Raw genomic sequence first — 26715 nt, 5'->3', positions numbered from 1 at the left:
AAAACAAGAATCAGTATATTAACCCGTAATGAGATAAATGAATTATATGAGCCTCCTTCATTCAGCACTACAGAGAGGGAAGAGTACTTCTCATTAGAGAGTAATCTTCGTAGGACGGTAAATAAAATTATAAAATTATAAAAATAGAAAGTAGAGTATATATAATATTACTTATAGGCTATTTCAGATATAAACCAGTGATCCCGGAATTTACATCACGAAGCGTAAAGAAAGATATAAAATATATTGTCCGGAATTTCTATCCGAAAGAAAATCCGGATATGGAGATTGACATTCCCAGGAGTACTATCACTTGGTTAATTAAGCGCATGTTATCAATCCTTGGTTTTATACAGTTAACCCCACCACTGAAAAAAGAGATGACCTTTCGCCTGAATGACGTAGCCACAATAAGTATGGATCCCCGATATATTTTTGACGAACTGCTGGCTTTTCTAGGACAGAAGAAAATTGCACTTCCGGGTTACAGTACGGTTCAGGATCTTGTATCTGAAGCATTAAATTCGGAAAGGCAACGCATCCTGAATATCCTTTCAAAAAGAATGACTGATGCCACAGTCAAAAAAATTAATTCTATTTTACACGATGAAGGGAAATTGAATAATATACGCGGGAGCAATGGAAATGCAAAAGACTTTTCACCATCTGAAATAGGAAAAGAACTTAGCACGCATAAAACTATCAGCGACATTTACCATGAGATAAAGGAAACTGTTAACTCATTGGGCATATCTAAGGGGAATATGTCATATTATGCCACAATAGTGAAACACAGTACTGCGTTCAGCCTTAAGCGACACCCGAAATGGCAGGGAACTCTCTATTTATGTTGTTATTTATATTTCAGATACAGAGAGATTAATGATAAAACCATCACTGCCTTTCGTTACCTTATAAAAAAACACAGTGAAGCTTCATCGATATCTGCAAAGCAACGCATGATTGAGGAAGTTGACTTAATAAATAAAAAACTGAAATTTGCTGGTAGTGTATTTAACCATTTCATCGATGAAAGCATTGATGACAACACGCCTTTTGGTGATATTCGAAGAAAAGTATTTGAAATTATATCCAGAGAAGATATGCATCTCGTCAGTCAATTCTTTGACAAGAATAATATCGACAAAATTGAATACCAGTGGCAGTACATTGACAGTAACCATCTTAAAGTCGCCAACTCTATCAGAAAGTTATTTATGGCCATTGATATTGTTTATGACAAAGAGCATTCTGTCATAGGTAAGCAAATTGAAACGTCCCGGACGGATTTAAAAGAAAAAGGACGACTGGACATCACAGATCAGCGGATAATTCGCCCAGCCGAGAAATCTTACATTGTAAACGAAGGAGCTGTTAATACATCCCGCTTCGAGTTTCATATGTACACCAGAGTGTCTAACATGCTGGAAAACGGTAGGATTTACGCATCAGAAAGCGAGCAAAACAAACGATTGGAGGATGATCTGATTGCTCCTGAGATCTGGGATAAAGATAAATCTATACTGATAGAAAAGACCGGTCTGAAGAGAATGATTACCCCCATAGCCCAGACTCTATCAGAACTTAAAAATAACTTTAATGATCAGTTAAAGAAAGTAAGTATAAGTATAAATTCAGATGCAAATGAATTTGTAAAAAGACTGCCGAAATCAAACAAGCTACAATGGAGTCTGGCAAGTAAAAAATGGAAAACCAGTATTGACAATCCGGTTTACAATCAAATAAAAAACATCGGAATTATTGATGTGATGAAATATGTCAATAAAGAAACAGGGTTTCTGTCAACTTTTAATGCTATAACATCCAGAAAGAATAATCTGGAAGCAAATGACAACGATCTCCTGGCCTGCATATTTGGCAATGGTGCAAACTATGGTGTTCATCGGATGGCATTTTCATCGGACAGAAGTATAGGGGTATTGAGAGACGTAAATGAAAAATTCATTCGTCCTGATACGACGGAACAGGCAAATATCATCATATCGGATGCAATAGCCAAACTTTCTGTATTTAAATACTGGACAATAAATGAAGAGTCACCCTTTGGAAGTATTGATGGTCAGAAGCACACATGCAGAATAAATACTTTCAAGGCCCGATTTTCTGCCAAGTACTTTCGAAAAGGAGAAGGTGTTTCATCCATGATGCTGGTATCCAATCATGTGCCATTAAAAACAGTTGTCATTTCTCCAAATGAGTATGAAGGACATTTTGCATTCGATCTACTTTATAATAATTCAAGTGAAATACAGCCAAAATCTCTGGCAACGGATAGTCATGGTGTCAACAATATAAACTTTGCCATTCTTGATATTTTTGCATATCAGTTCTCTCCACGATATGCGAAATTTAAAAAGATATTTAATGAGTTGTTTGAAATCATTCTAGATAAAGATGAATTAATAATTAAACTGAAGAAAGAGTTTAATCATAAACTCATCATGCAGGAATGGGATAATATACAGCATATCATTTGTTCTTTGAGCCGGAAAACAACTGTACAAAGCACAGTAATTAAAAAGTTATCTAATACTAAACGTAGCAGCAAAACGCTCGCAGCTCTGAGAGAATATGACAGGCTGATTAGATGTATTTACGTTCTGGATTACGCTGATAATAAAACGTTAAGGCAATTTGTTCAGCAGGCCCTAAATAGAGGTGAGGCTTATCATCAGTTGAGAAGAGCGATAGCCTCAGTTAATGGAAATCAGTTTCGTGGCGGTGATGACTACCAGATAGATCAATGGAATGATTGTGCCAGACTGATAGCAAACTGTATTATTTATTATAATGCAGCAATACTATCTGGATTAATTGATAAATTTGAAAAACAAGGGAATGAAAAGGCTATTGAGATGCTTGCTAATTTATCCCCGGTTGCTTGGGGTCATATCCTTCTGGGGGGTAACTATACTTTTGAAGAACAGCCAGCAATCACGAGCCTAGACAGTATCCTAGAAGATGTTGATCCACTAAATAGTGAGGAAGAAGCAGGATTAATTTGAAAAGTTAACATAATGAAAAATAGATATTTTTATCGAAACGTTTAGCATTTTCGTGGAAATGTGCACGGAACCCCAAGTTTGCACCATAAAATTTATACATAACATCACGTAAGGTACTTAGCTGCGAAATGTCCGTCACAAAAATCGTTATCTTAATAAGATCAGCAAAACTGCTATTTTCAGCCTGCACAATACTAGCGATTTGATGAAAAATCTCTGTAGCTTGTTCGGCCATACCTCTCCCTTGTGCAATGGTACCGAACGCTGTCATACCTGAAATATAAAGCAATCCATTGTGCTGCACGCTATGAACGTAAGCCCCCGCAGGGTTAGCAAGATGAGGATAGTTTTTACGAAGTAACGTCATATTTAAAATTCCTCTTTAAATCTATTGAAAATAAAATCTTGCACTCACCCCGTGGCTACGGGCATTCCTTCAGAATTAATATAATCAAGATTTGCAACTAATATACGAGCATAGATAACCGGCTGTTATCGATAATATACCGTTAACAGCCTTTTAAAATTAGATAGGAGGTTAATTAGGCCAAGAGTAATTTCTGTAACTCTGCCAGCGAACTGACTTGGTAACGAGGCGCAATATTATCATCCGGTACACTGCCGTGCATATTAAGCCAGCAAGTATCTATCCCTGCATTAATACCACCCTGAATATCAGAATGCAGATTATCGCCCACCATTAGAATATGCTCTTTGGCCGGGTTATTCATTAAATTGAAAGCATGCTCAAATATAGCCACATCCGGTTTGGCCACCCCGACTTGTTCAGAAATGATCAGCGGAGAAAAGACATTTTTCAGACCAGTACGTTCCAAACGTATCGTTTGTAGCTCGGTAAAACCATTGGTAATAATACCCATATTCACTTTACCACTCAAGGCATCAACCAACTCACGGGCACCCGGTAGGAGTGAACAGATATCCGCCATGGCGACTAAAAACTCACTGTTCAACCGGGTAGCTGCCACCCCCAGTTTCTCTGCCCACATCTCAAAACGGGTGTTTTGTAATTCGCTGGCGGATATTTTCCCATCTTGATAATCAACCCACAGCGGTTTATTAACCAATTGATAATAATCGAAATCCTGCACGGAAAAATCCACATTAAAGCGAGAAAACATCAGCTTTAACCCTTGATATGCATCAAAGTGAAATAGTGTCTCATCCGCATCGAACAGTATCCATTGGTATTTCATCACGACTATCTCTCTGACATTATTAGGCGCGCTATGGTAGCGATTATTAGCATTCAGCTCAAGTTACACCGCGGCGATACCTGGCTAATCATATTAATAGTGCTGCCGATATATCACGGGCCCCATTCCCGAACGAAACGCAACAAACCATCATGCGTTATGCAGCGAGTAGATACTCTAAAAATACCTCATTCGGTGAGCTGTATTCCAGAGATTTGCGCCCCCGAGTGTTGAGGATGTGCTCCAGTCTCGCAATATCTTCATCGCTGACGCCATTAAAATCGGTTCCTTTCGGATAAAACCGCCGTATCAGACCGTTGGTATGCTCATTCAACCCCCGCTCCCAGGAATGATAAGGCCGGGCAAAGTAAACCTTTGCGCCCGTTACCTGCGGCGCGTGTCAAGGTAGTTGTCGCCTCAGTTAATTCATGCGGCCAACGTTTCACGTTCCGGATTTAACCAGACCTCATCCTGCCGGTGCCAGTTTCTCGTTGAACCTGACCACCGATGTGGATTCTGCATTTTCGCCGCTTCATAGACCGATTTACGCTGCGCCAGTAGTGCCCGATCTTCACCTCTGTGTCGTTGCCCTGGTGTGACGTAACGGATACCACTGTGCCGATGTTCTTCGTTATACCAGCCAACGAAGGTTTCTACCCACGCCTGCGCATCCTCCAGCGTCGCGAAGCCCTTCTCCGGCCAGCTCGGCACGTATTTCAACGTCCTGAACAGCGATTCAACATACGCGTTATCGTTGCTCACCCGTGGCCGGCTGTGCGACGGGGTTATCTTAAGTTCCGCAAGCTTTACCTGCAGCACCTGTGACTTCATCGGGGCTCCGTTATCCGCATGCAGTACCAGCGGCTCCTGCCAACAGCGTTCGCTCAGCACTGTCCGATTCATCAGCTCTGCCGCATGCTCACCACTTTCAACCAAGTGAACCTCGTGACCGACGATTTTGCGGCTGAACACGTCTTCTATCAGGTACAGATAGAACCAGTGTCCTGCCGTCAGCGACCTCAGCCAGGTAATATCCCATGACCACACCTGATTCGGTGCCGTCGCCCTCCAGGTCGATAGCGGCTTGCTTTGCGCTACCCTCTGCCGACCACGGTGCGTTGTTTCGCCAGCACGTCTTAGTATCCGATAAAACGTTGACTCACTGGCGATATAGCGCTTTTCATCCGCCAACAAAGGAACGATTTGCGTCGGTGGCAGGCTGGCGAACCGCAGTTCATGACAGAGGGCTAAAACCTGTTGTTCCTCTTCGGCAGTGAGTTTGTTCTTCGGGATGGGCCGTGACGCCGTGGGTCTGCGGTCATGCGTCCCTTTTCCCCAACGCTGTAATGTTCGCTCACTAAGCCCAATAGACTGGCAAGCCTCGCTCAGCCTCGCGCCTGCAGCAACGGCTTCCTTTACGATTGTCATCAATCGCAGCCTGTCCGGAGTCGGCGTCATTCGTCCCCGTTTTCCTCGACGAACAACGCCTTGAACTTTTTTTGCAATATCAGCAATGCCGCAGCCTCAGCCAACGCCTTATCCTTGCGGGCAATTTCACGCTTAAGCTGATGAATTTCGTTTTGCTGTTTCTTGACGAGTGCTTTCTCTTCACGCGGATCTGGCTGCATTATCTCATTCTTCCACTGCTGAATTTGCTCAGGGTAGAGCCCTTTACGGCGACAGTACTCAGCAACAGCATGGGCGGAAAGAGGTGCCGTTTCAACCAGGATGGCAAAACGAGCCTCACGGGACCATTGCTGCGGGGTTTTTACCTCAACGTGGGTGCTCGCGGTCGAAATACCTGCCTTGGAGCGCCAGGTGTAAAGCGTATTGACAGGGATCCCCTCAGAGCGTGCAATCTGAACAACCGGCTGATTGTGTGGTGGCATCATTCTGGCAATCACAGCGGCTTTAAGCTCAGGTGAATACGTTTTCATTCTTGTTGTCTCCAGCCCCTTGGATGTTTTCAGTTAGAGGCGACAACTACCCTGACATGGGGGGCCTGAGTGATGTCCTTATGTTTCGCAAACTCGGGTCCGTTATCTGCCGTCAGGGTTTTAAACTCACAGAAAGTATTCGCCACGATGTCCCTGAACGCTTCCACGACGCTCTCAGCGCACTTATTGGGGAGTTTACGGATAATGACCTGCTTTGTGGCTTTGTCCACGACCGTCAGCAGGAATGACTTCTGGTCTTTGCCAAAAATCGTATCGATTTCAACATGCCCGGGAACCTGTTTGAGTTCAGCCTCAGCAGGCCTGTGCTCAATGCCAACCCTGTCCGGGATGGGCGTGCGTCCGGGCTCACCCGTATCATAGCGATAGCGTTTACCCCGGTGAGGGAGCTGAAGGTAAAGCTTACCGCCAGCCTGTCTGTCCGAACGGATATAGCGGTAGAGGGTATTTTTGCTGACGGCGATATCAAACTGGATTTTCAGTCTCCCACAGATAACCTCAGGGGAGGTATGTACAGCCAGCGCCTGCCGGAGAAAGTCTTGTGTCTGCTGGCACAGAGGGACACAGGCATTGTGTGCCGAGGTGGCGCCCCGCCGTTGTCTGGCTAAGGCATCAGCGCGTCTGGAGGAGTAAAGTCCGTTGAAGGCGGGGTCCGTATTACGTCTGAGCTCCCGGCTCAGGGTAGAGCGAGAGACGCCGAGCTCTCTGGCAATGCAGGACTGATTAACGCCTTCAGCTTTTCGTTTTTCGATGTAAAAGCGCTCATGCTGAGTCAAATGTTTTCCCTTCATGCAACAGGGTCTCCGACAGGGTCAATACGGCTATTTTATCCGTACCTGACCGGTGGGTCACTTTGTTGCATTTCGTTTGGGAATTGGCGTTCGGCAATGTGACTTATCGCAATAGCGCTTACCATTGCATCGCTATTGGCATCGGCACTGGCATAACCGCCATAAATATCGCCGTTAAATAAACCATTATTGACGACAACCGTATTATTATTACTTGCCCCATTAGCATCAGCACGGCTCATAACCGCATCAGTATTACTTACGTTAGACGTTGATGCGACAGCATCAGCAGACCCGCCAAGAATAGATTGCAATGTGGCGGATGCGGGCGTATCGACAGTAACAGTATACCCGGAGGCATCGGTGCTCTCTGAACCCTGCGCCAATACGCCAATAATATCAGTACTTGAGGCTGTAGTGACCGTGCAGGCACTATCAGCCGATGTTCTGGCGGGGTCGTTACACTCAATAGCATAAGCACTGGAGGCCGCACCAGTCATTAACGTTGCCATCAGGCAGCGGGTAATAATATTTAATTTTTGGATTGTAATAGGTTTCATATAGATGAATACATCCTGGTAATAATAATGATTACAAGAAAGATAAAATCGAAATAAGAAAACGAAATAGAAATAAGAAGTGAGAAATTGAGAAAAGAAAGGCTTGGTTTTTAATCGGGTTTAAACTCGCCTTATCGAGTTGGAATTAGCACTGCAGATGGCAGTTGATGGAGTACATCTTAAATTGATTTAGATCACAAAATAATCAGACAGGCATCCAATCGGTGTAGGATTATTCTTGTATTGCACGATTTTTATCCATTTTGGCCATGGCACTGTGGATCTCTGGGTAAGTGAAAAGGGTGGTCAGACACTTTTTGAATCCTTGAGTGTGAAATTAGTGTAATATGTCGGGTCACGAACCAGTGTGTGAGGCCGCCTGCACCCTTTTTAGTGCGCCATGCTGTGTTCTAAAATGTATTACATTCAGTGAGTTTCGCTTGATTGCGAGCTTAACTTGTTGATTACAATATATAATTCGACGCCTGTGAAGGCGACATTAGAGGTTGCTCAATGAGCGAGAAGTCAGAAAACCAAAAATTACCAAACTCAAAGCCACAAAGCCCTAAACCGCAGGGCGATAAAATTGTGGGTGAAAAATTACAGAAAGTCTTGGCACGTGCCGGTCATGGTTCGCGTCGGGAAATCGAAACTATTATCCAACAAGGCCGTGTCAGCGTTGATGGTAAAATATCAACGCTGGGTGATCGTGTTGAAGTCACTCAGGCCACCAAAATTCGCCTCGATGGTCATCTTCTTTCTATTAAAGAATCTGAAGAGGCTGTTTGCCGTGTTCTGGCGTATTACAAGCCGGAAGGTGAACTCTGTACCCGTAATGATCCCGAAGGTCGCCCAACAGTATTCGATCGTTTACCTAAACTGCGCGGTTCGCGCTGGGTGGCGGTAGGCCGTCTGGATGTTAATACGTCAGGGTTATTATTGTTCACCACTGACGGTGAACTTGCCAACCGTCTGATGCATCCAAGCCGTGAAGTTGAACGCGAATATGCCGTGCGGGTGTTTGGTCAAATCGATGACGAAAAAATCAAACAACTTAGCCGTGGCGTGCAGTTGGAAGATGGTCCAGCGGCTTTCCGCACCATTAGCTTCCAAGGCGGAGAGGGGATTAACCAGTGGTATAACGTTACGTTGACCGAAGGGCGCAACCGTGAAGTTCGCCGCTTGTGGGAAGCTGTTGGCGTGCAGGTTAGCCGCCTGATTCGTGTGCGTTATGGCGATATTAATTTGCCGAAGGGCCTGCCACGAGGTGGCTGGACCGAATTGGATCTGAAGGCAACCAACTACTTGCGTGAGTTGGTCGAATTGGATTCTGAAACTGTCAGTAAACTGCCTGTTGAGAAAGACCGACGCCGGGTTAAAGCCAATCAAATCCGTCGTGCGGTTAAACGCCACACTGAAGTCGCTGGCCGTCAGGTCGCGGGTCGTCAAGGTTCTGCTCGTAAAAGTTCTACTCGTCAAAATACGGGTAATGCGGCGCCAGCAGCAACGACTGCTCGACGCGGATCTAACAAGCGCGGGTAATTTGTCTAATGGGGAGGGAGCATTTTCTCCCCATCATTGATTTTAAGCATTCACATCCCTTCCTCAGCTATTGTGTTTCTTCCTGAAGTATAAAAAACCACCATCCATCTATTGGATAGTATAATATTTCTATAATAAATGGTTTTACCACATATACACACCGTCAACCACGATGAGATACCGCTAGTCTCTAAATATTCGGCGTGACTATATTGCTCTTGGGGAATACCCCTCGGATTTAAAATCTCAGGAGCATTAATATGAAAAAGTCTCTGTTAACGACCAGCGCGGCTATTTTATTTGTCGTCGGCACCGGATTCTCATCTGTAACTTATGCTTGTGCTGGGCCTCACTCTTACTCTCACTATGGTGACAATTGCCAAAACACGTGTGGTTCGCTCCCTAAACCATTGAAAAAAATCTGCTATTTTGACAGCACACAACACCAAGCGCAGTCGTCAAGCCAAGTGGTCCCTGGGATGGCAACACTAACTCCCGCCATTGGGACATTGACCCCGTCAAAAATACCCATGATCCCTCTAGAGAAGTAATTTGGAAAACTGAGTTTGCCAAAAGGGGCCGTAAGTTTAGATCTCATTATATATAGCGAAAAATGCCGCAGATATTGCCTCTGCGGCATTTCATTGGTTTGCATGAATACTGCGAATTACCAGTCAATACCTTGTTGTGCTTTAATTCCGGCATCAAAAGCATGTTTGACCGGGCGTAATTCACTGACGGTATCGGCCATTTCCAACAAATCGCGGTGGCAGCCACGGCCAGTAATAATCACGGTTTGATGGGCAGGGCGCTGTTTGAGGGCGGTGATGACCTCATCAAGTGGCAGATAGTCATAGGCGACCATATAAGTCAGCTCATCGAGCACCACTAAATCCAGGCTTGGGTCTGCCAACATGCGCAAACCGTGCTGCCAAACACCTTGGCAGGCGGCAGTGTCAGTTTCTCTATTCTGAGTATTCCAGGTAAAACCGGTCGCCATAACCTGAAATTCGACCCCATGCTGTTGCAGCAGGTTTTTCTCACCGTTAGGCCATTCACCTTTAATAAACTGAATCACCCCCGCTTTCAGACCATGCCCGACTGCCCGGGTCACAGTGCCAAATGCTGCAGTGGTCTTACCTTTACCGTTACCGGTAAAAATAATCATGATACCGCGTGTTTCTTGTGCTGCCGCAACCCGTGATTCAACCTTTTCTTTTATTTTTTGTTGGCGCTGCTGGTGGCGTTCTTCAGACATAACATGTTCCTTTATTCTGCGGGGCCGGCTTTACGGCCGGGTTGTGCATCGAAACTGATGCCGGTTTTTCTACGGCTATCATCGCTCATGAGATAAAGATATAGCGGCATAATATCAGCAGGTGTTTTTAATTTAGTTGTATCTTCGTCAGGGAAGGCGGATGCCCGCATCTGAGTTCGGGTGCCGCCCGGGTTAATACAATTCACCCGCAAATTGCTGTGTTTATATTCTTCTGCAAGCACTTGCATCATGCCTTCAGTGGCGAATTTGGATACGGCATAAGCGCCCCAGCCGGAACGACCCTGGCGACCCACGCTAGAACTGGTGAATACCAGCGAGGCGCTGTGAGATTTCAATAGTAGCGGTAAAAGTGCTTGGGTAAGCATAAATGTCGCATTTACATTCACTTGCATCACGTCCTGCCAGACGGCTATATTTTGCTGCGCCATCGGAACTATATCACCTAATAAACCGGCATTATGCAACACACCATCCAGATGTGAAACATGCTGACTTAGGGTGTCTGCCTGCTGCTGGCAATCTTGTTCCGATGCATGTAATAGGTCAAGTGGCAGTGTTACAGCGGGCAACCCTTGAGCCTCAGCTATCTGTTGTTGTACCGCCATTAATTTACTTTCAGTCCGGCCAACTAACACCAGACGAGCACCAAAACGGGCATAGGTCAGTGCCGCTTCGCGACCAATACCATCGCCTGCTCCCGTCACCAGTATAGTGCGGTTATTGAGCAGATCGTCTTTAGGTTGATAATGCATAGTTATTCCTCTTACTGGCGGCGGATATTTTATTCAGGCATGCCGCGATATCTCTTACATTCTTATATTTAAGCGAAACCAATGCAATTTTTCATTTGCGCAAGACGGCAGCTTACGGGTTCGCTAGAATGCAGATATCTCTCTAATAGCAGATGAATAAAGGCGGTATTTGTGGAGTTAATTTCTCTGTACGGACTGTTTCTAGCCAAAGTAGTGACGATTGTGGTCGCCATTGGTGCGGTAGTGTTACTGGTTGTCAGCCAAGGGATGAGAAAACAAGGGCAACGGGGTGAATTGAATCTGGTTGATTTGGGTGAGCAATATAAGGAAATTCAGCGGGAAATGCGGCTAGCGCGCATGAGCCATGCAGAACAAAAAAACTGGAGCAAAGAGTTTAAGAAGCAGCAAAAAGCGGATCAAAAGCTGAAGAAACAGCGCGCCAAAGCCGGTGCGGTGGCAGCGGTAAAACCCTGCCTATATGTAATTGATTTTAAAGGTAGCATTGATGCACATGAAGTGACGTCATTGCGAGAAGAGATTTCTGCGGTTCTGGCGGTTGCTAGCGCGCAAGATGAAGTGCTGCTGCGACTCGAAAGCCCTGGTGGCGTAGTGCATGGTTATGGTTTAGCCGCCTCGCAATTGGAGCGCTTGCGCCATAAAGGGATTCGCCTGACGGTGGCGGTCGATAAAGTAGCTGCCAGTGGGGGATATATGATGGCCTGTGTGGCTGATCGTATTATTAGTGCGCCCTTTGCTATTATTGGCTCTATCGGTGTTGTGGCCCAAATCCCGAACTTCCACCGCTTGCTGAAAAAGAACGATATTGATGTAGAACTGCATACTGCTGGTGAGTTTAAACGCACACTGACATTATTTGGTGAGAATACTGAACAAGGGCGCGAGAAATTCCGTGAAGATCTGAATGAAACGCACCTGTTATTCAAACAGTTCGTACAGCAACAGCGGCCCTCTCTGGACATCGATGCGGTTGCGACCGGTGAACACTGGTTTGGCACCCAAGCGAAAGAAAAAGGGTTGGTTGATGCCATTGGTACCAGTGATGATTTATTGATTGCTGAAATGGATAATCATGAAGTTATCGGTGTGCGTTATTCGCGACGCAAACGTCTGATGGATCGTTTTACCGGCAGCGCAGCAGAAAGCGCTGACCGTCTATTATTACGCTGGTGGCAGCGCGGCGAAAAACCCCTTTTATAATCTGAGAGCATAGGGTTTTTAGTGAAGGAAGGCAGGGGGCTTAGCCCCCTGTTATTTGTGGCTCAATGGCGAAATTAGCCATGTAATAATGGGAGGAGTCACCGGCAATTAATCGATTAAATGGTATTTAGCTGACAAAACATGAGCCAAATGTTTAAACATATTAAATACTGCGGTTGTTTTCGCTGTCGGTAAACCGTCTGCATCCAAGAAAAACTCGCCGCGAAATACCAATACTGGCCCTTTTTGCTCAACCTCAGTTGCCTGCATCCCATGCATATAATCTTCGTGCTGGCGAATAATCTCATTAGCCTCTGCTAATAATTTATTACGCTCAATCGGTGCTGTGTTTCCGTGCATTATATCTCCTTACTACAATGTAATCTCTCTCACTATTGTACTGCGGGTTAGCATTTGTTCGCAAACCGGCTAAGGTTTATTCGAGCCTCTGGCTGTTTTGTAGCCGTGATTGGATAAATTCATATTCCTCGCTAATTAGGTTGCGTAGCGCTTTTTATCAGGTACAGTGTGGGATTTTATACTATTAGGTGGAAGGTTTTGTTGACGCCATGAGGCAGAATTCGCTGCTGTAGTGCTGGGTGTAGGCAAAAATTTTTAGGGATCGAGGGGTCGTCAGGTAAGACTCGGCAGGCGCATTTATGGCTCCGATCAAAAAAACAGGTTGATCTCCTGAGAAAGTACCGCAATATAAAAAAGAGATTCAGAATGCCGCGGTACGGCAAGATAAAAACCTTCTTTTAGAAGAAATAATTTAGGTAAAGGTCATTATGGGTAAAGCCCTCGTAATAGTTGAGTCCCCGGCAAAAGCCAAAACTATTAATAAATACTTAGGGAATAACTACGTGGTTAAGTCCAGTGTCGGTCACATTCGTGATTTGCCGACCAGTGGATCAGCCAGTAAGAAGAGCGCTAACTCAACTGAAGATAAAGCCAAGAAAACCGACAAGCCCAAGACTAAAGTAAAGAAAGACGAAAAGGTTGCGTTAGTGAACCGTATGGGCGTCGATCCTTATCATGGCTGGAAAGCGCAGTACGAAATTTTGCCCGGCAAAGAAAAAGTGGTTGCCGAGCTGAAAGCATTAGCCGAAAACGCTGACCACATCTATCTCGCAACCGACCTTGACCGCGAAGGAGAGGCAATTGCCTGGCATTTGCGGGAAGTGATTGGTGGTGATGATAAGCGCTTTAGCCGTGTGGTTTTCAACGAAATCACCAAAAATGCCATCCAGCAGGCGTTTAATCAACCGGGTGAATTGAATATCAACCGGGTTAATGCCCAGCAAGCTCGTCGCTTTATGGATCGGGTTGTGGGTTATATGGTCTCCCCGCTGCTCTGGAAAAAAATTGCCCGTGGCCTGTCTGCCGGTCGAGTGCAATCAGTGGCAGTGCGCTTAGTTGTTGAGCGTGAACGGGATATCAAAGCATTCGTTCCCGAAGAGTACTGGGAGCTGCATGCTGACTTGCTGGCGAAAGGTGAAGTTCCGATTCAAATGGAAGTCACCCATGCCCATGACAAGCCGTTTAAACCGGTAAATCGCGAACAGACGCATGCTGCACTGAAATTACTGGAAAATGCGCGCTATAAGGTGCTGGATCGTGAAGATAAACCGACCAGTAGCAAGCCCGGCGCGCCGTTTATTACCTCCACCTTGCAGCAGGCTGCCAGTACCCGTCTGAGTTTTGGTGTGAAAAAAACCATGATGATGGCGCAGCGCTTGTATGAAGCAGGTCATATCACCTATATGCGTACTGACTCCACCAATTTAAGTCAGGATGCGCTGACCATGGTGCGTGATTATATTGGCGACAATTTCGGTGATAAGTATCTGCCATCTGCGCCTAATCAGTACAGCAGCAAAGAAAATTCGCAAGAAGCGCATGAAGCTATTCGCCCTTCAGATGTGAGTGTGATTGCTGAGCAGTTAAAAGATATGGAGGCCGACGCCCAGAAGCTGTACCAACTGATTTGGCGTCAGTTTGTGGCTTGCCAGATGACACCAGCTAAGTATGACTCCACCACGTTGACCGTTCAGGCTGGCGATTTCCAACTGCGGGCGAAAGGGCGTACTCTGCGCTTTGATGGTTGGACTAAGGTGATGCCTGCGCTACGTAAAGGCGATGAAGACCGCACTTTACCGGTAATTGAAGTGGGCAGTGATCTGGATTTGCAAAAACTTATCCCAAGCCAACACTTCACCAAGCCGCCAGCACGTTACAGCGAAGCATCACTGGTAAAAGAGTTGGAAAAACGGGGTATTGGCCGTCCATCCACATATGCATCAATCATTTCGACCATTCAAGATCGTGGTTATGTGCGGGTAGAAAACCGCCGTTTCTATGCCGAGAAAATGGGTGAAATCGTTACTGACCGGTTAGAAGAAAACTTCCGCGAATTGATGAATTACGATTTTACCGCGCGCATGGAAAGTGGCCTGGATCAGGTTGCCAACGATCAGGCCGAGTGGAAAGCTGTACTGGATGGTTTCTTTGCCGAATTCAGCGAACAGCTTGAAAAAGCAGAGAAAGACCCTGAAGAGGGCGGTATGCGCCCGAATCAGATGGTGATGACCAGCATCGACTGCCCAACCTGTGGCCGTCAGATGGGGATTCGTACCGCCAGTACCGGTGTGTTCCTTGGGTGTTCTGGTTATGCATTGCCACCTAAAGAGCGCTGCAAAACCACGATCAATCTGGTACCCGAAGCTGAGATTCTCAATATCCTTGAGGGTGATGATGCGGAAACTAACGCATTACGCGCCCGCCGCCGTTGCCAGAAATGTGGTACGGCAATGGATAGCTATCTCATCGATAACCAACGTAAATTGCATGTTTGCGGTAATAACCCTGCGTGTGATGGTTATGAGATAGAAGAGGGCGAGTTCCGTATCAAAGGGTATGAAGGCCCGATTGTTGAGTGCGAAAAATGTGGTTCTGAAATGCATCTGAAAATGGGGCGTTTTGGCAAGTACATGGGCTGCACCAATGACGAGTGTAAGAATACCCGTAAAATCTTGCGCAGTGGTGAAGTCGCGCCACCTAAAGAAGATCCGGTACCGTTGCCAGAACTGCCTTGTGAGAAGTCAGATGCCTATTTCGTGTTGCGAGACGGTGCTGCAGGCGTGTTCCTGGCTGCGAACACCTTCCCTAAGTCGCGCGAAACCCGTGCGCCGTTAGTCGAAGAGTTAGTTCGCTTCAAAGATCGTTTACCTGAAAAATTACGTTATCTGGCTGATGCGCCTGTGGCGGATAAAGAAGGTAATAAAACCATGGTACGTTTTAGCCGTAAAACCAAACAGCAGTATGTTTCATCCGAGAAAGATGGCAAAGCCACGGGTTGGTCTGCTTTCTATATCGATGGAAAATGGGTTGAAGCGAAAAAATAAGTGGTTAAACCGATCGGAGTACACTTAAGCCTATAGTGCGGTACTCCGGTACCACAACAAAAAACCAGCCTCAATGGCTGGTTTTTTTATTGGGCTAATCTACTCAAGTGCTTTATAGTCTTAGTTAATCCGCTAAAGTTATTACACTTTGGCTACTGTCTGCATTTATCAAAAAATACTATTATTTTTAGGCTGATGTACTGTAATACCAAGTAAGAAGGGTATATACAGTTAGCGATGAAATGATATAGTAGTTATATAAAATATTTTCTTATCACCTAATGTTATTATAAGGTCAATACTGACCAGCTTCGCACCATGCAGTTTACGGGTTTTAGTTAATAACTTCTCGGCATACCGGGTGATACCGATATACCAAACTGTGGCGTTCCCACAGTGTTCAACCTAGGATGGTATCGATATGAAATTGCAGCAGCTCCGTTATATTGTTGAGGTGGTCAATCACAACCTTAACGTATCGTCCACCGCAGAAGGACTGTATACCTCGCAGCCGGGGATCAGTAAGCAGGTCCGAATGCTGGAAGATGAGCTGGGTATCCAAATTTTTGCCCGCAGTGGCAAACATCTCACGCAGGTGACCCCCGCAGGGCTGGAAATCATCCGTATTGCCCGTGAAGTCTTATCCAAAGTAGATGCTATCAAAGCCGTTGCCGGTGAACATACCTATCCTGATAAAGGTTCGCTGTATGTAGCCACTACCCATACTCAGGCGCGTTATGCATTGCCGAATGTGATTAAAGGTTTTATCGAGCGCTACCCGCGTGTGTCGCTCCATATGCATCAAGGCTCGCCGACCCAAATAGCCGAAGCGGTTTCTAAAGGGAGCGCTGATTTTGCTATCGCCACTGAGGCGCTGCATTTATATGACGACCTGATTATGTTGCCGTGCTATCACTGGAACCGTGCTGTGGTAGTCAAGCCTGATCATCCTTTAGCAGGTAAAACCCACGTCAGCATTGAAGAGCTGGCAGCATACCCGATTGTGACTTATACCTTTGGTTTTACTGGCCGTTCTGAGCTAGATACTGCGTTTAATCGTGCTGGTCTGACACCGCGCATTGTGTTTACCGCGACAGATGCCGATGTGATTAAAACCTATGTGCGATTAGGGTTGGGTGTGGGGGTTATCGCCAGTATGGCAGTTGATCCGATCCAAGATCCTGATCTGGTGATAGTTGATGCCCGTGATATCTTTACCTACAGCACCACGAAAATTGGTTTCCGCCGCAGCACTTTCCTGCGCAGTTATATGTATGACTTTATTCTGCGTTTCGCCCCACATCTGACCCGTGATGTGGTGGATAAAGCGGTTGCCTTGCGTTCTAATGATGATATCGAGGCGATGTTCAAGGACATTAAATTGCCGACTAAGTGATTTATAAAGAAATAAAAGCCATCTCTTTTTAGTGATGGCTTTTCCATAACAGAACTAATAAGTGAAAATTCAAAAGCCAATAGTCACCTCTCCTGTTAATTTGCTTATGAAAATAATAGTGTTATTTTTATAAATACTTTCAGGGGAATATATGTCTTCAATATCTTGTCCATTATTAAGTAATACATTAACTAATGTGTTTTCATTTCATGATAATGTCTATGCCGGGAGTGAAATTTTTAATATAAAAATGGGTGAAGAACAGTTTTTTTTAGAAAAAAAGAATGGAATTAATAAAGTATTAGATGAGTTATGTAAACATGGGTGGGTTAATCCATCTGCAAATTATCAAGACACAAACCTGCACAATTTACTGAGTTCTTTGGTTGAGACCCCACTGGCAGAAACGATGATAGGTTTCAACAACGTATATAAATGCCCCATTCCCGAACGAAACGCAACAAACCATCATGCGTTATGCAGCGAGTAGATACTCTAAAAATACCTCATTCGGTGAGCTGTATTCCAGAGATTTGCGCCCCCGAGTGTTGAGGATGTGCTCCAGTCTCGCAATATCTTCATCGCTGACGCCATTAAAATCGGTTCCTTTCGGATAAAACCGCCGTATCAGACCGTTGGTATGCTCATTCAACCCCCGCTCCCAGGAATGATAAGGCCGGGCAAAGTAAACCTTTGCGCCCGTTACCTGAGTGATGTCCTTATGTTTCGCAAACTCGGGTCCGTTATCTGCCGTCAGGGTTTTAAACTCACAGAAAGTATTCGCCACGATGTCCCTGAACGCTTCCACGACGCTCTCAGCGCACTTATTGGGGAGTTTACGGATAATGACCTGCTTTGTGGCTTTGTCCACGACCGTCAGCAGGAATGACTTCTGGTCTTTGCCAAAAATCGTATCGATTTCAACATGCCCGGGAACCTGTTTGAGTTCAGCCTCAGCAGGCCTGTGCTCAATGCCAACCCTGTCCGGGATGGGCGTGCGTCCGGGCTCACCCGTATCATAGCGATAGCGTTTACCCCGGTGAGGGAGCTGAAGGTAAAGCTTACCGCCAGCCTGTCTGTCCGAACGGATATAGCGGTAGAGGGTATTTTTGCTGACGGCGATATCAAACTGGATTTTCAGTCTCCCAGAGATAACCTCAGGGGAGGTATGTACAGCCAGCGCCTGCCGGAGAAAGTCTTGTGTCTGCTGGCCCAGAGGGAAACAGGCATTGTGTGCCGAGGTGGCGCCCCGCCGTTGTCTGGCTAAGGCATCAGCGCGTCTGGAGGAGTAAAGTCCGTTGAAGGCGGGGTCCGTATTACGTCTGAGCTCCCGGCTCAGCGTAGAGCGAGAGACGCCGAGCTCTCTGGCAATGCAGGACTGATTAACGCCTTCAGCTTTTCGTTTTTCGATGTAAAAGCGCTCATGCTGAGTCAAATGTTTTCCCTTCATGCAACAGGGTCTCCGACAGGGTCAATACGGCTATTTTATCCGTACCTGACCGGTGGGTCACTTTGTTGCATTTCGTTTGGGAATTGGCGAATGTGGGCTGCCTCCTGATTATAACCCAACTTTCCGCTTTGAGGGGAATGGTCAATCTGGTGTGAGGATGCATTATGGGGTGATCCACAGTGAAGATAACTGTAATCTTTTTAAATTGACGGGTGAGTTTCTGTTTGATAAAGATTGTCAATTAAGTCATGAAAAACCTTCAATTTCTATTGAATTTTTCCCTCAATGCCCTACGGTGTTAGAAGAGGCTCTGGACTCCAGAACGGTAATAAAGAAATTTTTAGATTGGTTAATGAATTTATTCCATTTGAATGGTTCTGCGCTTGAACGTGCTCAATCTGTTGCCGATATGGAAAAAATTATTGAGGTGAATTTTTTAAAAGGAAATATCAATCAGGATAATAGTGCTGATTCCGTAATAGAAAGTAGAACGAATGAAAAGTATGAAAATGATCGCCATAAATTTTTTGGAAAAATTTCTCATGAGTTTGATGAAATAACTCATTATATAAACAATGAATTAGCTGAGTGTAGTAATAATAAAATTGAACAAATGATAACAAACTTTTCTGGCGTTCTTAAAAATGAGATAGAGAATGATGAGAAAGGTCTTAAACAACTAGAAAGTTATTCAGTTAAATTAACTCAAGAACCTGAAGAGATAGAAGAGATAAATGATGGATTAGTGTCTCAGCAGGAAGATGATTATGAATGGGACGATTATGGTTTCAATAATGTAAATAACCCTGTCCATAAATCTGAGTAATTGACACAAATTGGCCATCACCATCGTTTACACCTATCGCTGCCAGTAATTGCCATTGTTGCCAAAATGTTAATGTTTCTTTGTGTTATATTTAATTCAGACCTCATAATTACAAGGGAATAGCCTTGTTGGGATGAATGCTGTTTTAGAGCACTTATAAGAAACAATGGAGGCGCTATGTCGTTAGATTTGCGAAAAACGAGTATGGCCAAGTTGGTCGCTCTTAATCATGAATATCACTACTACAGCCTGCCGCAACTGGCGGCAGTGCTGGGGGATATTGACCGACTGCCGAAATCACTGAAAGTGTTGCTGGAGAATCTACTGCGTCATCTGGATGGCGAACAGGTTCAAGAGGAGGATTTAAAAGCCATTGTCGATTGGCAGCTCACCGGGCATGCCAGCCGGGAGATTGCTTACCGGCCCGCGCGGGTATTAATGCAGGATTTCACCGGCGTACCGGCGGTAGTGGACTTGGCTGCGATGCGTGAAGCAGTCAAACGGCTGGGGGGCGATGTGGCGCAGGTTAACCCATTGTCACCGGTAGATTTGGTTATCGACCATTCCGTCACTGTTGACGAGTTTGGCGATAAAGCCGCTTTTGGCGAGAACGTCCGGCTCGAAATGGAACGTAACCACGAGCGCTATATCTTCCTGCGTTGGGGGCAGAAAGCCTTTAGCCGTTTCCGTGTGGTACCGCCGGGTACCGGGATCTGCCATCAGGTTAACCTTGAGTATTTGGGGCAGACGGTCTGGCATGAACAGCAGGATGGGCGGGAGGTCGCTTACCCCGATACGCTAGTGGGTACCGATTCCCACACCACCATGATCAATGGCTTGGGGATACTCGGTTGGGGCGTCGGTGGGATTGAAGCGGAAGCCGCAATGCTGGGCCAACCTGTCTCAATGCTGATTCCCGATGTGGTCGGCTTCAAAATGACCGGTAAGATGCGTGAAGGGATCACTGCCACGGACTTGGTGCTTACCGTAACGCAAATGCTGCGAAAACATGGGGTAGTAGGAAAATTCGTTGAGTTTTATGGTGATGGTCTGGCGGATTTACCACTGGCAGATCGCGCGACTATAGCCAATATGTCGCCGGAGTTTGGTGCTACCTGTGGTTTCTTCCCGGTGGATGACGTGACGCTGGGGTATATGCGCTTAAGTGGCCGCAGTGATGAACAGATAGCCTTGGTTGAGGGCTACAGTAAAGCACAAGGGTTGTGGCGTCATCCTGGTGATGAGCCAATTTTCACCAGCCAGCTCTCATTGGATTTGAGCACAGTGGAAGCGAGTATGGCTGGGCCGAAGCGGCCACAAGACCGGGTCGCTTTACCCAAAGTGCCTTTAGCTTTTAAAGCGTTTGAAGAACTGGAAATTAATAGCAAAAAAGATAAAGTTGACCATGTTAGCTTCACGCTGGAAGGGAAAACGCACGAGTTGGCGCCCGGCGCGGTGGTAATTGCCGCGATAACCTCCTGCACCAACACCTCGAATCCTAGTGTACTGATGGCAGCCGGTCTGTTAGCTAAAAAAGCGGCAGAGAAAGGGCTAAAAACCAAACCGTGGGTGAAAACCTCGCTGGCACCAGGCTCTAAAGTGGTGACTGAGTATCTCAATGCCGCCGGATTAACCGCTTATCTGGATAATTTGGGCTTTAATCTGGTGGGTTATGGTTGTACCACCTGCATTGGTAACTCTGGCCCATTGCCTGATCCAATAGAAAATGCCATCAAAGTCGGGGATTTGACCGTCGGTGCGGTGCTGTCCGGTAACCGAAACTTTGAAGGGCGCATTCATCCTTTAGTAAAAACCAACTGGCTGGCTTCGCCGCCGCTGGTGGTGGCTTATGCTCTGGCCGGTAATTTGAATGTCAACTTGGCACAAGAGGCGCTCGGTAACGACCCTGACGGCAAGCCGGTTTATCTAAAGGATATCTGGCCTAGCGGATTTGAAATCGCTAAAGCTGTCGAAGAGGTTAAAACTGAGATGTTCCGTAAGGAATATGCCGCCGTATTTGATGGCGATGAAGAGTGGCAGTCGATTCAGGTTAATAGTACACCAACCTATGATTGGCAGAGCGATTCCACCTACATCCGTTTGCCTCCTTTCTTTAGTGATATGAAAGCGTTGCCTGATCCGGTTGAGGATATTCACCATGCACGTATTTTGGCGATTTTGGCTGATTCTGTCACCACAGACCATATTTCTCCCGCCGGTAATATCAAGCTTGATAGCCCTGCGGGCCGCTATTTACGTGATCGTGGGGTCGAGATTAAAGAGTTTAACTCCTACGGTTCCCGTCGTGGTAATCATGAAGTGATGATGCGTGGGACGTTTGCCAATATCCGTATCCGTAATGAGATGGTCCCGGGGGTTGAAGGGGGTGTCACTCGTCATATTCCGTCACAAAATGAGATGGCTATCTATGATGCTGCTATGCGCTATCAGCAGGAGAATGTGCCATTGGCGGTGATTGCCGGTAAGGAGTATGGATCCGGTTCGAGTCGTGACTGGGCAGCTAAAGGGCCAAGATTACTGGGGGTGCGGGTAGTGATTGCTGAGTCATTTGAGCGTATTCATCGCTCCAATCTGATTGGGATGGGTATTTTGCCCCTCGAGTTCCCAGCAGGGGTTAATCGCAAAACTTTGGGGCTGACGGGTGATGAATCCATTAGCGTCAGTGGGTTACAAAAACTGTCCCCAGGGCAGAAGGTGGCGGTGACGATAACCTATGCTGACGGGCGGCAACAAACGGTAGATACCCACTGCCGTATAGATACAGGTAATGAATTGGTTTATTTCGAAAATGGCGGCATTTTGCATTATGTTATCCGCAAAATGCTGTAGTTATTAGAATGTTGTCGTTATTAGAATGGCACAGCCATTAGTGACAGTGTCACTACGGTGCTTGTTCGATAAAAAGGGTGGTTGAGAAACCACCCTTTATTGTTCTTGAACGCGGCTAATTATTTGGTCAGCAGATGGCCCATTTTGGCCGCTTTGGTGGCCATATACTGTTCATTCTTGGGATTTTGCCCGACAATCAATGGCACCCGCTCAACGATATTAATCCCCGCCTCGGAGAGAATCTCAACCTTCTTCGGGTTATTGGTTAGCAAGCGCACGGCTTTGACGCCCAGTAATTTATATATATCTGAGCATAAGGTGAAGTCACGTTCATCGGCGGCAAATCCGAGTTGATGGTTAGCTTCCACCGTATCAAAGCCCTTATCCTGTAACGCGTAAGCGCGAATCTTATTCAGCAAACCAATATTACGGCCTTCCTGACGATGATAAATCAACACACCGCGCCCCTCTTCGGCAATGTGCGCCAATGCGGCTTCTAACTGAAAACCACAGTCACAACGCAGGCTAAACAAAGCATCACCTGTCAGGCACTCAGAATGAACACGGGAGAGCACTGGTTTATCACCACTGATATCACCAAATATTAAGGCCAGATGATCATGGCCAGAGGCTAACTCTTCAAAACCGACCATCAAAAAATCACCCCAAGGCGTCGGTAACTTGGCTTCTGCTACACGTTTAAGCTGCATCTTACTGTTCATATTATAACTTCAGACCTTAAGGATGTTATCGCGCATCCTGATGTGGATACCCGCTTTAACCCGTTATATCCCTTCATCTTAGGGCATAGGGTTAAATAAAAAGTTTCTCTGCGATCATTATTAGCTATATTGCCATAACTTTTGGCTCACTGCTGTTCAACAAAGCAGCGAAAAGGAAAGAGAAAATGTCTGACGAGAACATATTTGGGTAATAACATAATTTTGTTTATGTTATCAATGATTAATGGGACTTATACTGTGTGGTTATAGCCGCTGTACAATTTGTGCTATCACCATGGAAAAGACGATATAGACATCATGTGTAACCAAGGGCCCCAGATGTGGAATATAGCGAAACGAATCACTGTCGGAACACTTATCTTACTCTTACCCACCCTTGTTATCTGGCTTTCTGGTTGGCAGTGGCAACCCGGCAGTAATAATGTTTGGTTGAAAAGTGTGTTCTGGGTGACTGAAACGGTCACTGCGCCATGGGGAATCTTGACCAGTGCGTTGCTCAGTTGCTGGTTTTTATGGTGCCTACGGTTTCGGATTAAGCCCGCGATAGGGTTGTTGGTCCTGATGGGCGGCGTAATTCTTGTCGGTCAGGGTATAAAATCACTGATTAAAGAGCAGGTACAAGAACCTCGTCCATTTGTCGTCTGGCTTGAGGCAGAACATCATATTGATAATCGCTTTTTCTATTCGCTTCCCCGTGCTGAACGCAGTGAGTTGGTCAAGCAGCAACTACAGAGCCAAACCTTTATTCCGCCGTGGTTGAGCAGTCATTGGCAGTTTGAAACTGGCTTCGCTTTCCCCTCAGGTCACACGGTTTTTGCTGCCAGTTGGGCATTGTTGGCGGTAGGCATATTGTGGCCACGGCGACATTATAAAACCGTCATTTTGCTAATGATATGGGCGCAAGGTGTCATGATGAGCCGGTTGGTATTAGGCATGCATTGGCCACGGGATCTGGTAGCCGCAGCACTTATCAGCGGGTTATTGGTCGCCATTGTGTGTAGCTTAGTACAACGTTGGTTCGGCTCGTTAGCCATTTTGCCACAAGAACAGCGCGAGATAGAAAAACGTGAGCATGAGGAAAATTGAGTGATTAGTTATTATTCTCAGCCCAGTCGCTTAAAATAATATCAATTAGGTGCCCAATCGGCGCTTTATCTTGGTGCAGGGTTTCTTTGCTGGGTAAGGAAGTGCTAATTTATCAAGTAAGGGCGCCACATTTTTGGCATAATTCATCAGGTTGATTCGGCCTTTAGGAAAAAACGTGAAATATTTGCTGATTTTTTTGTTAGTACTGGTGATTTTCGTGATTTCAGTCACGTTAGGGGCAAATAACGATCAAGTCGTTACCTTTAACTATTTATTGGCTCAGGGCGAATATCGGGTATCTACGTTATTGGCAACGCTTTTTGCGGCGGGCTTGGTACTTGGGTGGGTTATTTGTGGGCTTTTTTATCTGCGAGTTCGAATTTTACTGGGGCGCGCAGAGCGGAAAATTAAACGTCTTGAGTCACAGCAAGAGCAGCCTATTGAATCCAGTGCGGCTGTTTCCACACCTGCTGTCAGCAAGGAATAATTTTCTATGTTAGAAATGCTGTTTCTGCTGTTGCCCGTCGCTGCCGCCTATGGCTGGTATATGGGGCGTAGAAGCGCTCAGCAGGATAAGCAACAGGATGCTAACCGCCTGTCTCGTGAATATGTGGCAGGGGTTAACTTCCTTCTCTCTAATCAGCAGGACAAAGCGGTTGATCTGTTTCTTGAGATGTTGAAAGAAGACAGTTCGACCGTTGAAGCGCATCTGACATTAGGGAATTTGTTCCGTTCTCGTGGTGAAGTTGACCGCGCTATCCGCATTCATCAGGCGTTGATGGAAAGTGCTTCTCTGACCTTTGAACAACGATTGCTGGCAATTCAGCAACTTGGTCGTGATTATATGGCCGCGGGTTTATATGATCGGGCAGAGGATATGTTCAATCAATTGGTTGAAGAGCAAGATTTCCGGCTCGGGGCACTACAGCAGTTATTGGTTATTCATCAGGCCACCAGTGATTGGAACAACGCGATTGAAGTGGCGGAAAAACTGGTCAAGATGGGCAAAGATAATCAGCGGCTGGAGATAGCACATTTCTATTGCGAACTGGCGCTGCAAGCCATGGGGAGTGATGATTTAGAGAAAGCAATGGGGTTGCTGAAGAAAGCGGCTATTGCGGATAAGCAGTGCGCCCGTGTCTCCATCATGCAAGGTCGGGTGCATATTGCCAAGGGTGAATATGCCAAAGGCGTAGAGGCGCTGGAGCGTGTGCTGGAGCAGGATAAGGAAGTGGTCAGCGAGGCATTACCTATGTTGAGCGATTGCTACCAACATCTACAACAGCCCGAGGCGTGGGCGAATTTCCTCAAACGCTGCGTTGAAGATAATACGGGTGCTACGGCTGAACTAATGCTGGCCGAAATACTGGAACAGCATGAAGGCCGTGATGTGGCACAAACCTATATCAACCGCCAGTTACAACGCCATCCCACCATGCGTGTTTTCTATCGATTAATGGATTATCACCTGGCAGATGCAGAAGAAGGGCGAGCGAAAGAGAGCTTGCTGTTGCTGCGAGACATGGTAGGAGAACAGATTCGGACCAAACCCCGTTATCGCTGTCATAAATGTGGTTTTACCGCGCACTCTCTGTACTGGCACTGTCCATCATGCCGAGCCTGGGCTTCGGTTAAGCCGATCCGGGGATTGGATGGGCAGTAAACGTTTCTATTGTCAGAGGTATCGCGACAGTCATCGGGTGACCTGAGCCACCCGATAGTTTTTGATGAAGTATTGTGGTGTTATCTTTATTTTTTCTTCTGAGGCGCTTTCACACCGTCTTTCAATAATTGTCGCAGTTTCTTCAACTCTTTTTGGCTTAACGGCTGCTCTGAAATCTCTTCTACACCTTGGCTATCAATCTCACCTTGATGCAACTTGGCATCTTTGCGGCTGGCTTTACTACTTTTAACATCAACCTCAAAGCTCTTTTCTAATCTTTCGCACACTTCGGTACTCAGGGAAAACTGTTTTTCTAAGGCAGCAGCCTTGATTTTCTCTTTTAATTCCAGAGGGATTTTAATGGTTAAGGTAGATATTTCGCTCATCATATAACCTTTAACTTAGGAGGAAATACCAAGCTAAGCGAGGGAAGCGAAACTGTCTAGGGGATAACACAACTGTCACAAAAAATTCACATTAGCCACGGCAAAAAGAGCGCAAATGCGCTCTTAGAAAGAGATAAAGCGTTAACCGGAGAGACGGGTATTAACGATAGATAATGGCGGTACCGTGCATTTTGTTATTGCCGGTCGCAGAGGTTATCAGGAAAGATTTTGCACCGGCAGCTTTGGCTTGCTGCGCCAATGCATTTTCTAACTCGGTCAAGGTAGTTGCATTACTGGCAGAAATCACGCCAGCTTCATTCAATCCTGCTGATTGATTAGTTTGTATTTGAGTGGCGGCGACGCTAGCAAATGATGCGAGAGACAGAATTAATGCCGGGGCGATGAATTTAATGCTTTTCATGTGAAACTCCAGTTTCTAGTTTATTATATTGAATAATTGATATTTTTTACTTATTCAGTAGACAATTACTGTCTGGCGATGGAGTGAATGATACAGCATTAATATTGAATGAGAATCACAAACAACTGAGCATCTAAATCAAAATATTTG

23 protein-coding genes and 1 pseudogene are annotated in these 26715 nt (G+C 45.9%); 11 read left to right on the top strand and 13 right to left on the bottom strand.

The annotated features are described in order from the left end of the window. The first annotated feature begins 197 nt into the window (after positions 1–197). A complete protein-coding gene (locus ACWJJO_RS11810) occupies positions 198–3026 on the top strand; it encodes a Tn3 family transposase (protein WP_481091044.1) in 2829 nt (942 codons plus the stop codon). A 4-nt stretch (positions 3027–3030) separates the two neighbouring features. On the opposite strand, the gene ACWJJO_RS11805 is transcribed toward ACWJJO_RS11810, so the two are convergent. The 6 genes and pseudogenes from ACWJJO_RS11805 to ACWJJO_RS11780 all read right to left on the bottom strand — a co-directional run bounded on the left by ACWJJO_RS11805 (position 3031) and on the right by ACWJJO_RS11780 (position 7549). Beyond that, positions 3031–3393 (bottom strand): RidA family protein, encoded by a 363-nt coding sequence (locus ACWJJO_RS11805; RefSeq protein WP_481091043.1) that lies wholly within the window; start codon positions 3391–3393, stop codon positions 3031–3033. A gap of 175 nt (positions 3394–3568) precedes the next feature. Further along, positions 3569–4243, bottom strand: a complete 675-nt coding sequence (gene yjjG, locus ACWJJO_RS11800; protein ID WP_083158814.1) for a pyrimidine 5'-nucleotidase — start codon at positions 4241–4243, stop codon at positions 3569–3571. Positions 4244–4400: 157 nt separating this feature from the next. Next, a pseudogene (locus ACWJJO_RS11795) lies at positions 4401–4634 on the bottom strand (IS30 family transposase); the annotation flags it as partial. Positions 4635–4669: 35 nt separating this feature from the next. After that, positions 4670–6180, bottom strand: a protein-coding gene (locus tag ACWJJO_RS11790) for an IS3 family transposase (RefSeq protein ID WP_481090522.1) whose coding sequence is annotated in 2 segments (ribosomal slippage) — positions 4670–5745 and positions 5745–6180 — 1512 coding nt in all. Because the reading frame shifts where the segments join, the coding sequence is not laid out codon by codon here. A gap of 29 nt (positions 6181–6209) precedes the next feature. Then, on the bottom strand, positions 6210–6989 hold the full coding sequence (locus ACWJJO_RS11785; protein ID WP_481091042.1) for an IS30 family transposase: 780 nt from the start codon (positions 6987–6989) through the stop codon (positions 6210–6212). Positions 6990–7024: 35 nt separating this feature from the next. Further along, complete coding sequence (locus tag ACWJJO_RS11780) at positions 7025–7549, bottom strand: hypothetical protein (RefSeq protein ID WP_481091041.1); 525 nt, start codon at positions 7547–7549, stop codon at positions 7025–7027. Between the two features lie 513 nt (positions 7550–8062). On the opposite strand from ACWJJO_RS11780, the gene rluB reads away from it, so the two are divergent. After that, positions 8063–9091: a 23S rRNA pseudouridine(2605) synthase RluB gene (rluB, locus tag ACWJJO_RS11775; RefSeq protein WP_102970413.1), complete on the top strand. Its 1029-nt coding sequence runs from the start codon at positions 8063–8065 to the stop codon at positions 9089–9091. Between the two features lie 667 nt (positions 9092–9758). Here the strand turns inward: rluB and cobO are convergent. Then, complete coding sequence (gene cobO, locus ACWJJO_RS11770) at positions 9759–10349, bottom strand: cob(I)yrinic acid a,c-diamide adenosyltransferase (protein ID WP_083158920.1); 591 nt, start codon at positions 10347–10349, stop codon at positions 9759–9761. Between the two features lie 11 nt (positions 10350–10360). Next, positions 10361–11122, bottom strand: a complete 762-nt coding sequence (locus tag ACWJJO_RS11765; RefSeq protein ID WP_481091040.1) for a YciK family oxidoreductase — start codon at positions 11120–11122, stop codon at positions 10361–10363. A 171-nt stretch (positions 11123–11293) separates the two neighbouring features. Between ACWJJO_RS11765 and sohB the strand changes: the two genes are divergently transcribed. Continuing rightward, positions 11294–12340 (top strand): protease SohB, encoded by a 1047-nt coding sequence (sohB, locus tag ACWJJO_RS11760; RefSeq protein ID WP_083158918.1) that lies wholly within the window; start codon positions 11294–11296, stop codon positions 12338–12340. A gap of 108 nt (positions 12341–12448) precedes the next feature. On the opposite strand, the gene ACWJJO_RS11755 is transcribed toward sohB, so the two are convergent. Continuing rightward, complete coding sequence (locus ACWJJO_RS11755; RefSeq protein ID WP_083158917.1) at positions 12449–12700, bottom strand: YciN family protein; 252 nt, start codon at positions 12698–12700, stop codon at positions 12449–12451. Positions 12701–13128: 428 nt separating this feature from the next. Between ACWJJO_RS11755 and topA the strand changes: the two genes are divergently transcribed. From topA to ACWJJO_RS11740, 3 genes are all read left to right on the top strand, one after another. Next, the gene (gene topA, locus ACWJJO_RS11750; RefSeq protein ID WP_083158916.1) at positions 13129–15744 is read left to right on the top strand and encodes a type I DNA topoisomerase; all 2616 of its coding nucleotides are present in this window, start codon (positions 13129–13131) and stop codon (positions 15742–15744) included. Positions 15745–16165: 421 nt separating this feature from the next. Further along, on the top strand, positions 16166–17140 hold the full coding sequence (gene cysB / locus ACWJJO_RS11745) for an HTH-type transcriptional regulator CysB (RefSeq protein WP_005191584.1): 975 nt from the start codon (positions 16166–16168) through the stop codon (positions 17138–17140). 151 nt (positions 17141–17291) lie between these two features. Continuing rightward, positions 17292–17630, top strand: a complete 339-nt coding sequence (locus tag ACWJJO_RS11740) for a hypothetical protein (protein WP_481091039.1) — start codon at positions 17292–17294, stop codon at positions 17628–17630. Here the strand turns inward: ACWJJO_RS11740 and ACWJJO_RS11735 are convergent. After that, positions 17616–18590 (bottom strand): IS30 family transposase, encoded by a 975-nt coding sequence (locus ACWJJO_RS11735; protein WP_481090518.1) that lies wholly within the window; start codon positions 18588–18590, stop codon positions 17616–17618. The genes ACWJJO_RS11740 and ACWJJO_RS11735 overlap by 15 nt on opposite strands. A gap of 52 nt (positions 18591–18642) precedes the next feature. Here ACWJJO_RS11735 and ACWJJO_RS11730 point away from each other — a divergent pair, with 52 nt between their 5' ends. Then, positions 18643–19416, top strand: a complete 774-nt coding sequence (locus ACWJJO_RS11730) for a hypothetical protein (RefSeq protein WP_481091038.1) — start codon at positions 18643–18645, stop codon at positions 19414–19416. Between the two features lie 177 nt (positions 19417–19593). Then, a complete protein-coding gene (gene acnA, locus ACWJJO_RS11725; protein WP_481091037.1) occupies positions 19594–22266 on the top strand; it encodes an aconitate hydratase AcnA in 2673 nt (890 codons plus the stop codon). A gap of 119 nt (positions 22267–22385) precedes the next feature. Here acnA and ribA read toward each other — a convergent pair whose 3' ends face one another. Next, the gene (gene ribA / locus ACWJJO_RS11720; RefSeq protein ID WP_083163652.1) at positions 22386–22976 is read right to left on the bottom strand and encodes a GTP cyclohydrolase II; all 591 of its coding nucleotides are present in this window, start codon (positions 22974–22976) and stop codon (positions 22386–22388) included. A gap of 351 nt (positions 22977–23327) precedes the next feature. On the opposite strand from ribA, the gene pgpB reads away from it, so the two are divergent. The 3 genes from pgpB (at position 23328) to lapB (ending at position 25758) form a co-directional block, all read left to right on the top strand. Continuing rightward, positions 23328–24095 (top strand): phosphatidylglycerophosphatase B, encoded by a 768-nt coding sequence (pgpB, locus tag ACWJJO_RS11715; protein ID WP_481091036.1) that lies wholly within the window; start codon positions 23328–23330, stop codon positions 24093–24095. A 175-nt stretch (positions 24096–24270) separates the two neighbouring features. Further along, complete coding sequence (locus tag ACWJJO_RS11710) at positions 24271–24582, top strand: LapA family protein (protein WP_005191595.1); 312 nt, start codon at positions 24271–24273, stop codon at positions 24580–24582. A gap of 6 nt (positions 24583–24588) precedes the next feature. Then, entirely contained in the window at positions 24589–25758 is a 1170-nt protein-coding gene (gene lapB / locus ACWJJO_RS11705; RefSeq protein ID WP_083158899.1) for a lipopolysaccharide assembly protein LapB, read from the top strand. A gap of 86 nt (positions 25759–25844) precedes the next feature. On the opposite strand, the gene ACWJJO_RS11700 is transcribed toward lapB, so the two are convergent. Then, on the bottom strand, positions 25845–26144 hold the full coding sequence (locus tag ACWJJO_RS11700; protein WP_193784662.1) for a hypothetical protein: 300 nt from the start codon (positions 26142–26144) through the stop codon (positions 25845–25847). Between the two features lie 160 nt (positions 26145–26304). After that, positions 26305–26565: a multiple stress resistance protein BhsA gene (gene bhsA / locus ACWJJO_RS11695; RefSeq protein ID WP_083158897.1), complete on the bottom strand. Its 261-nt coding sequence runs from the start codon at positions 26563–26565 to the stop codon at positions 26305–26307. Positions 26566–26715 lie beyond the last annotated feature (150 nt).

The organism is Yersinia antarctica, from assembly GCF_056636475.1.
The sequence above is the reverse complement of the archived record's forward strand: the minus strand, read 5'-3'. Positions and strand labels throughout refer to the sequence as shown.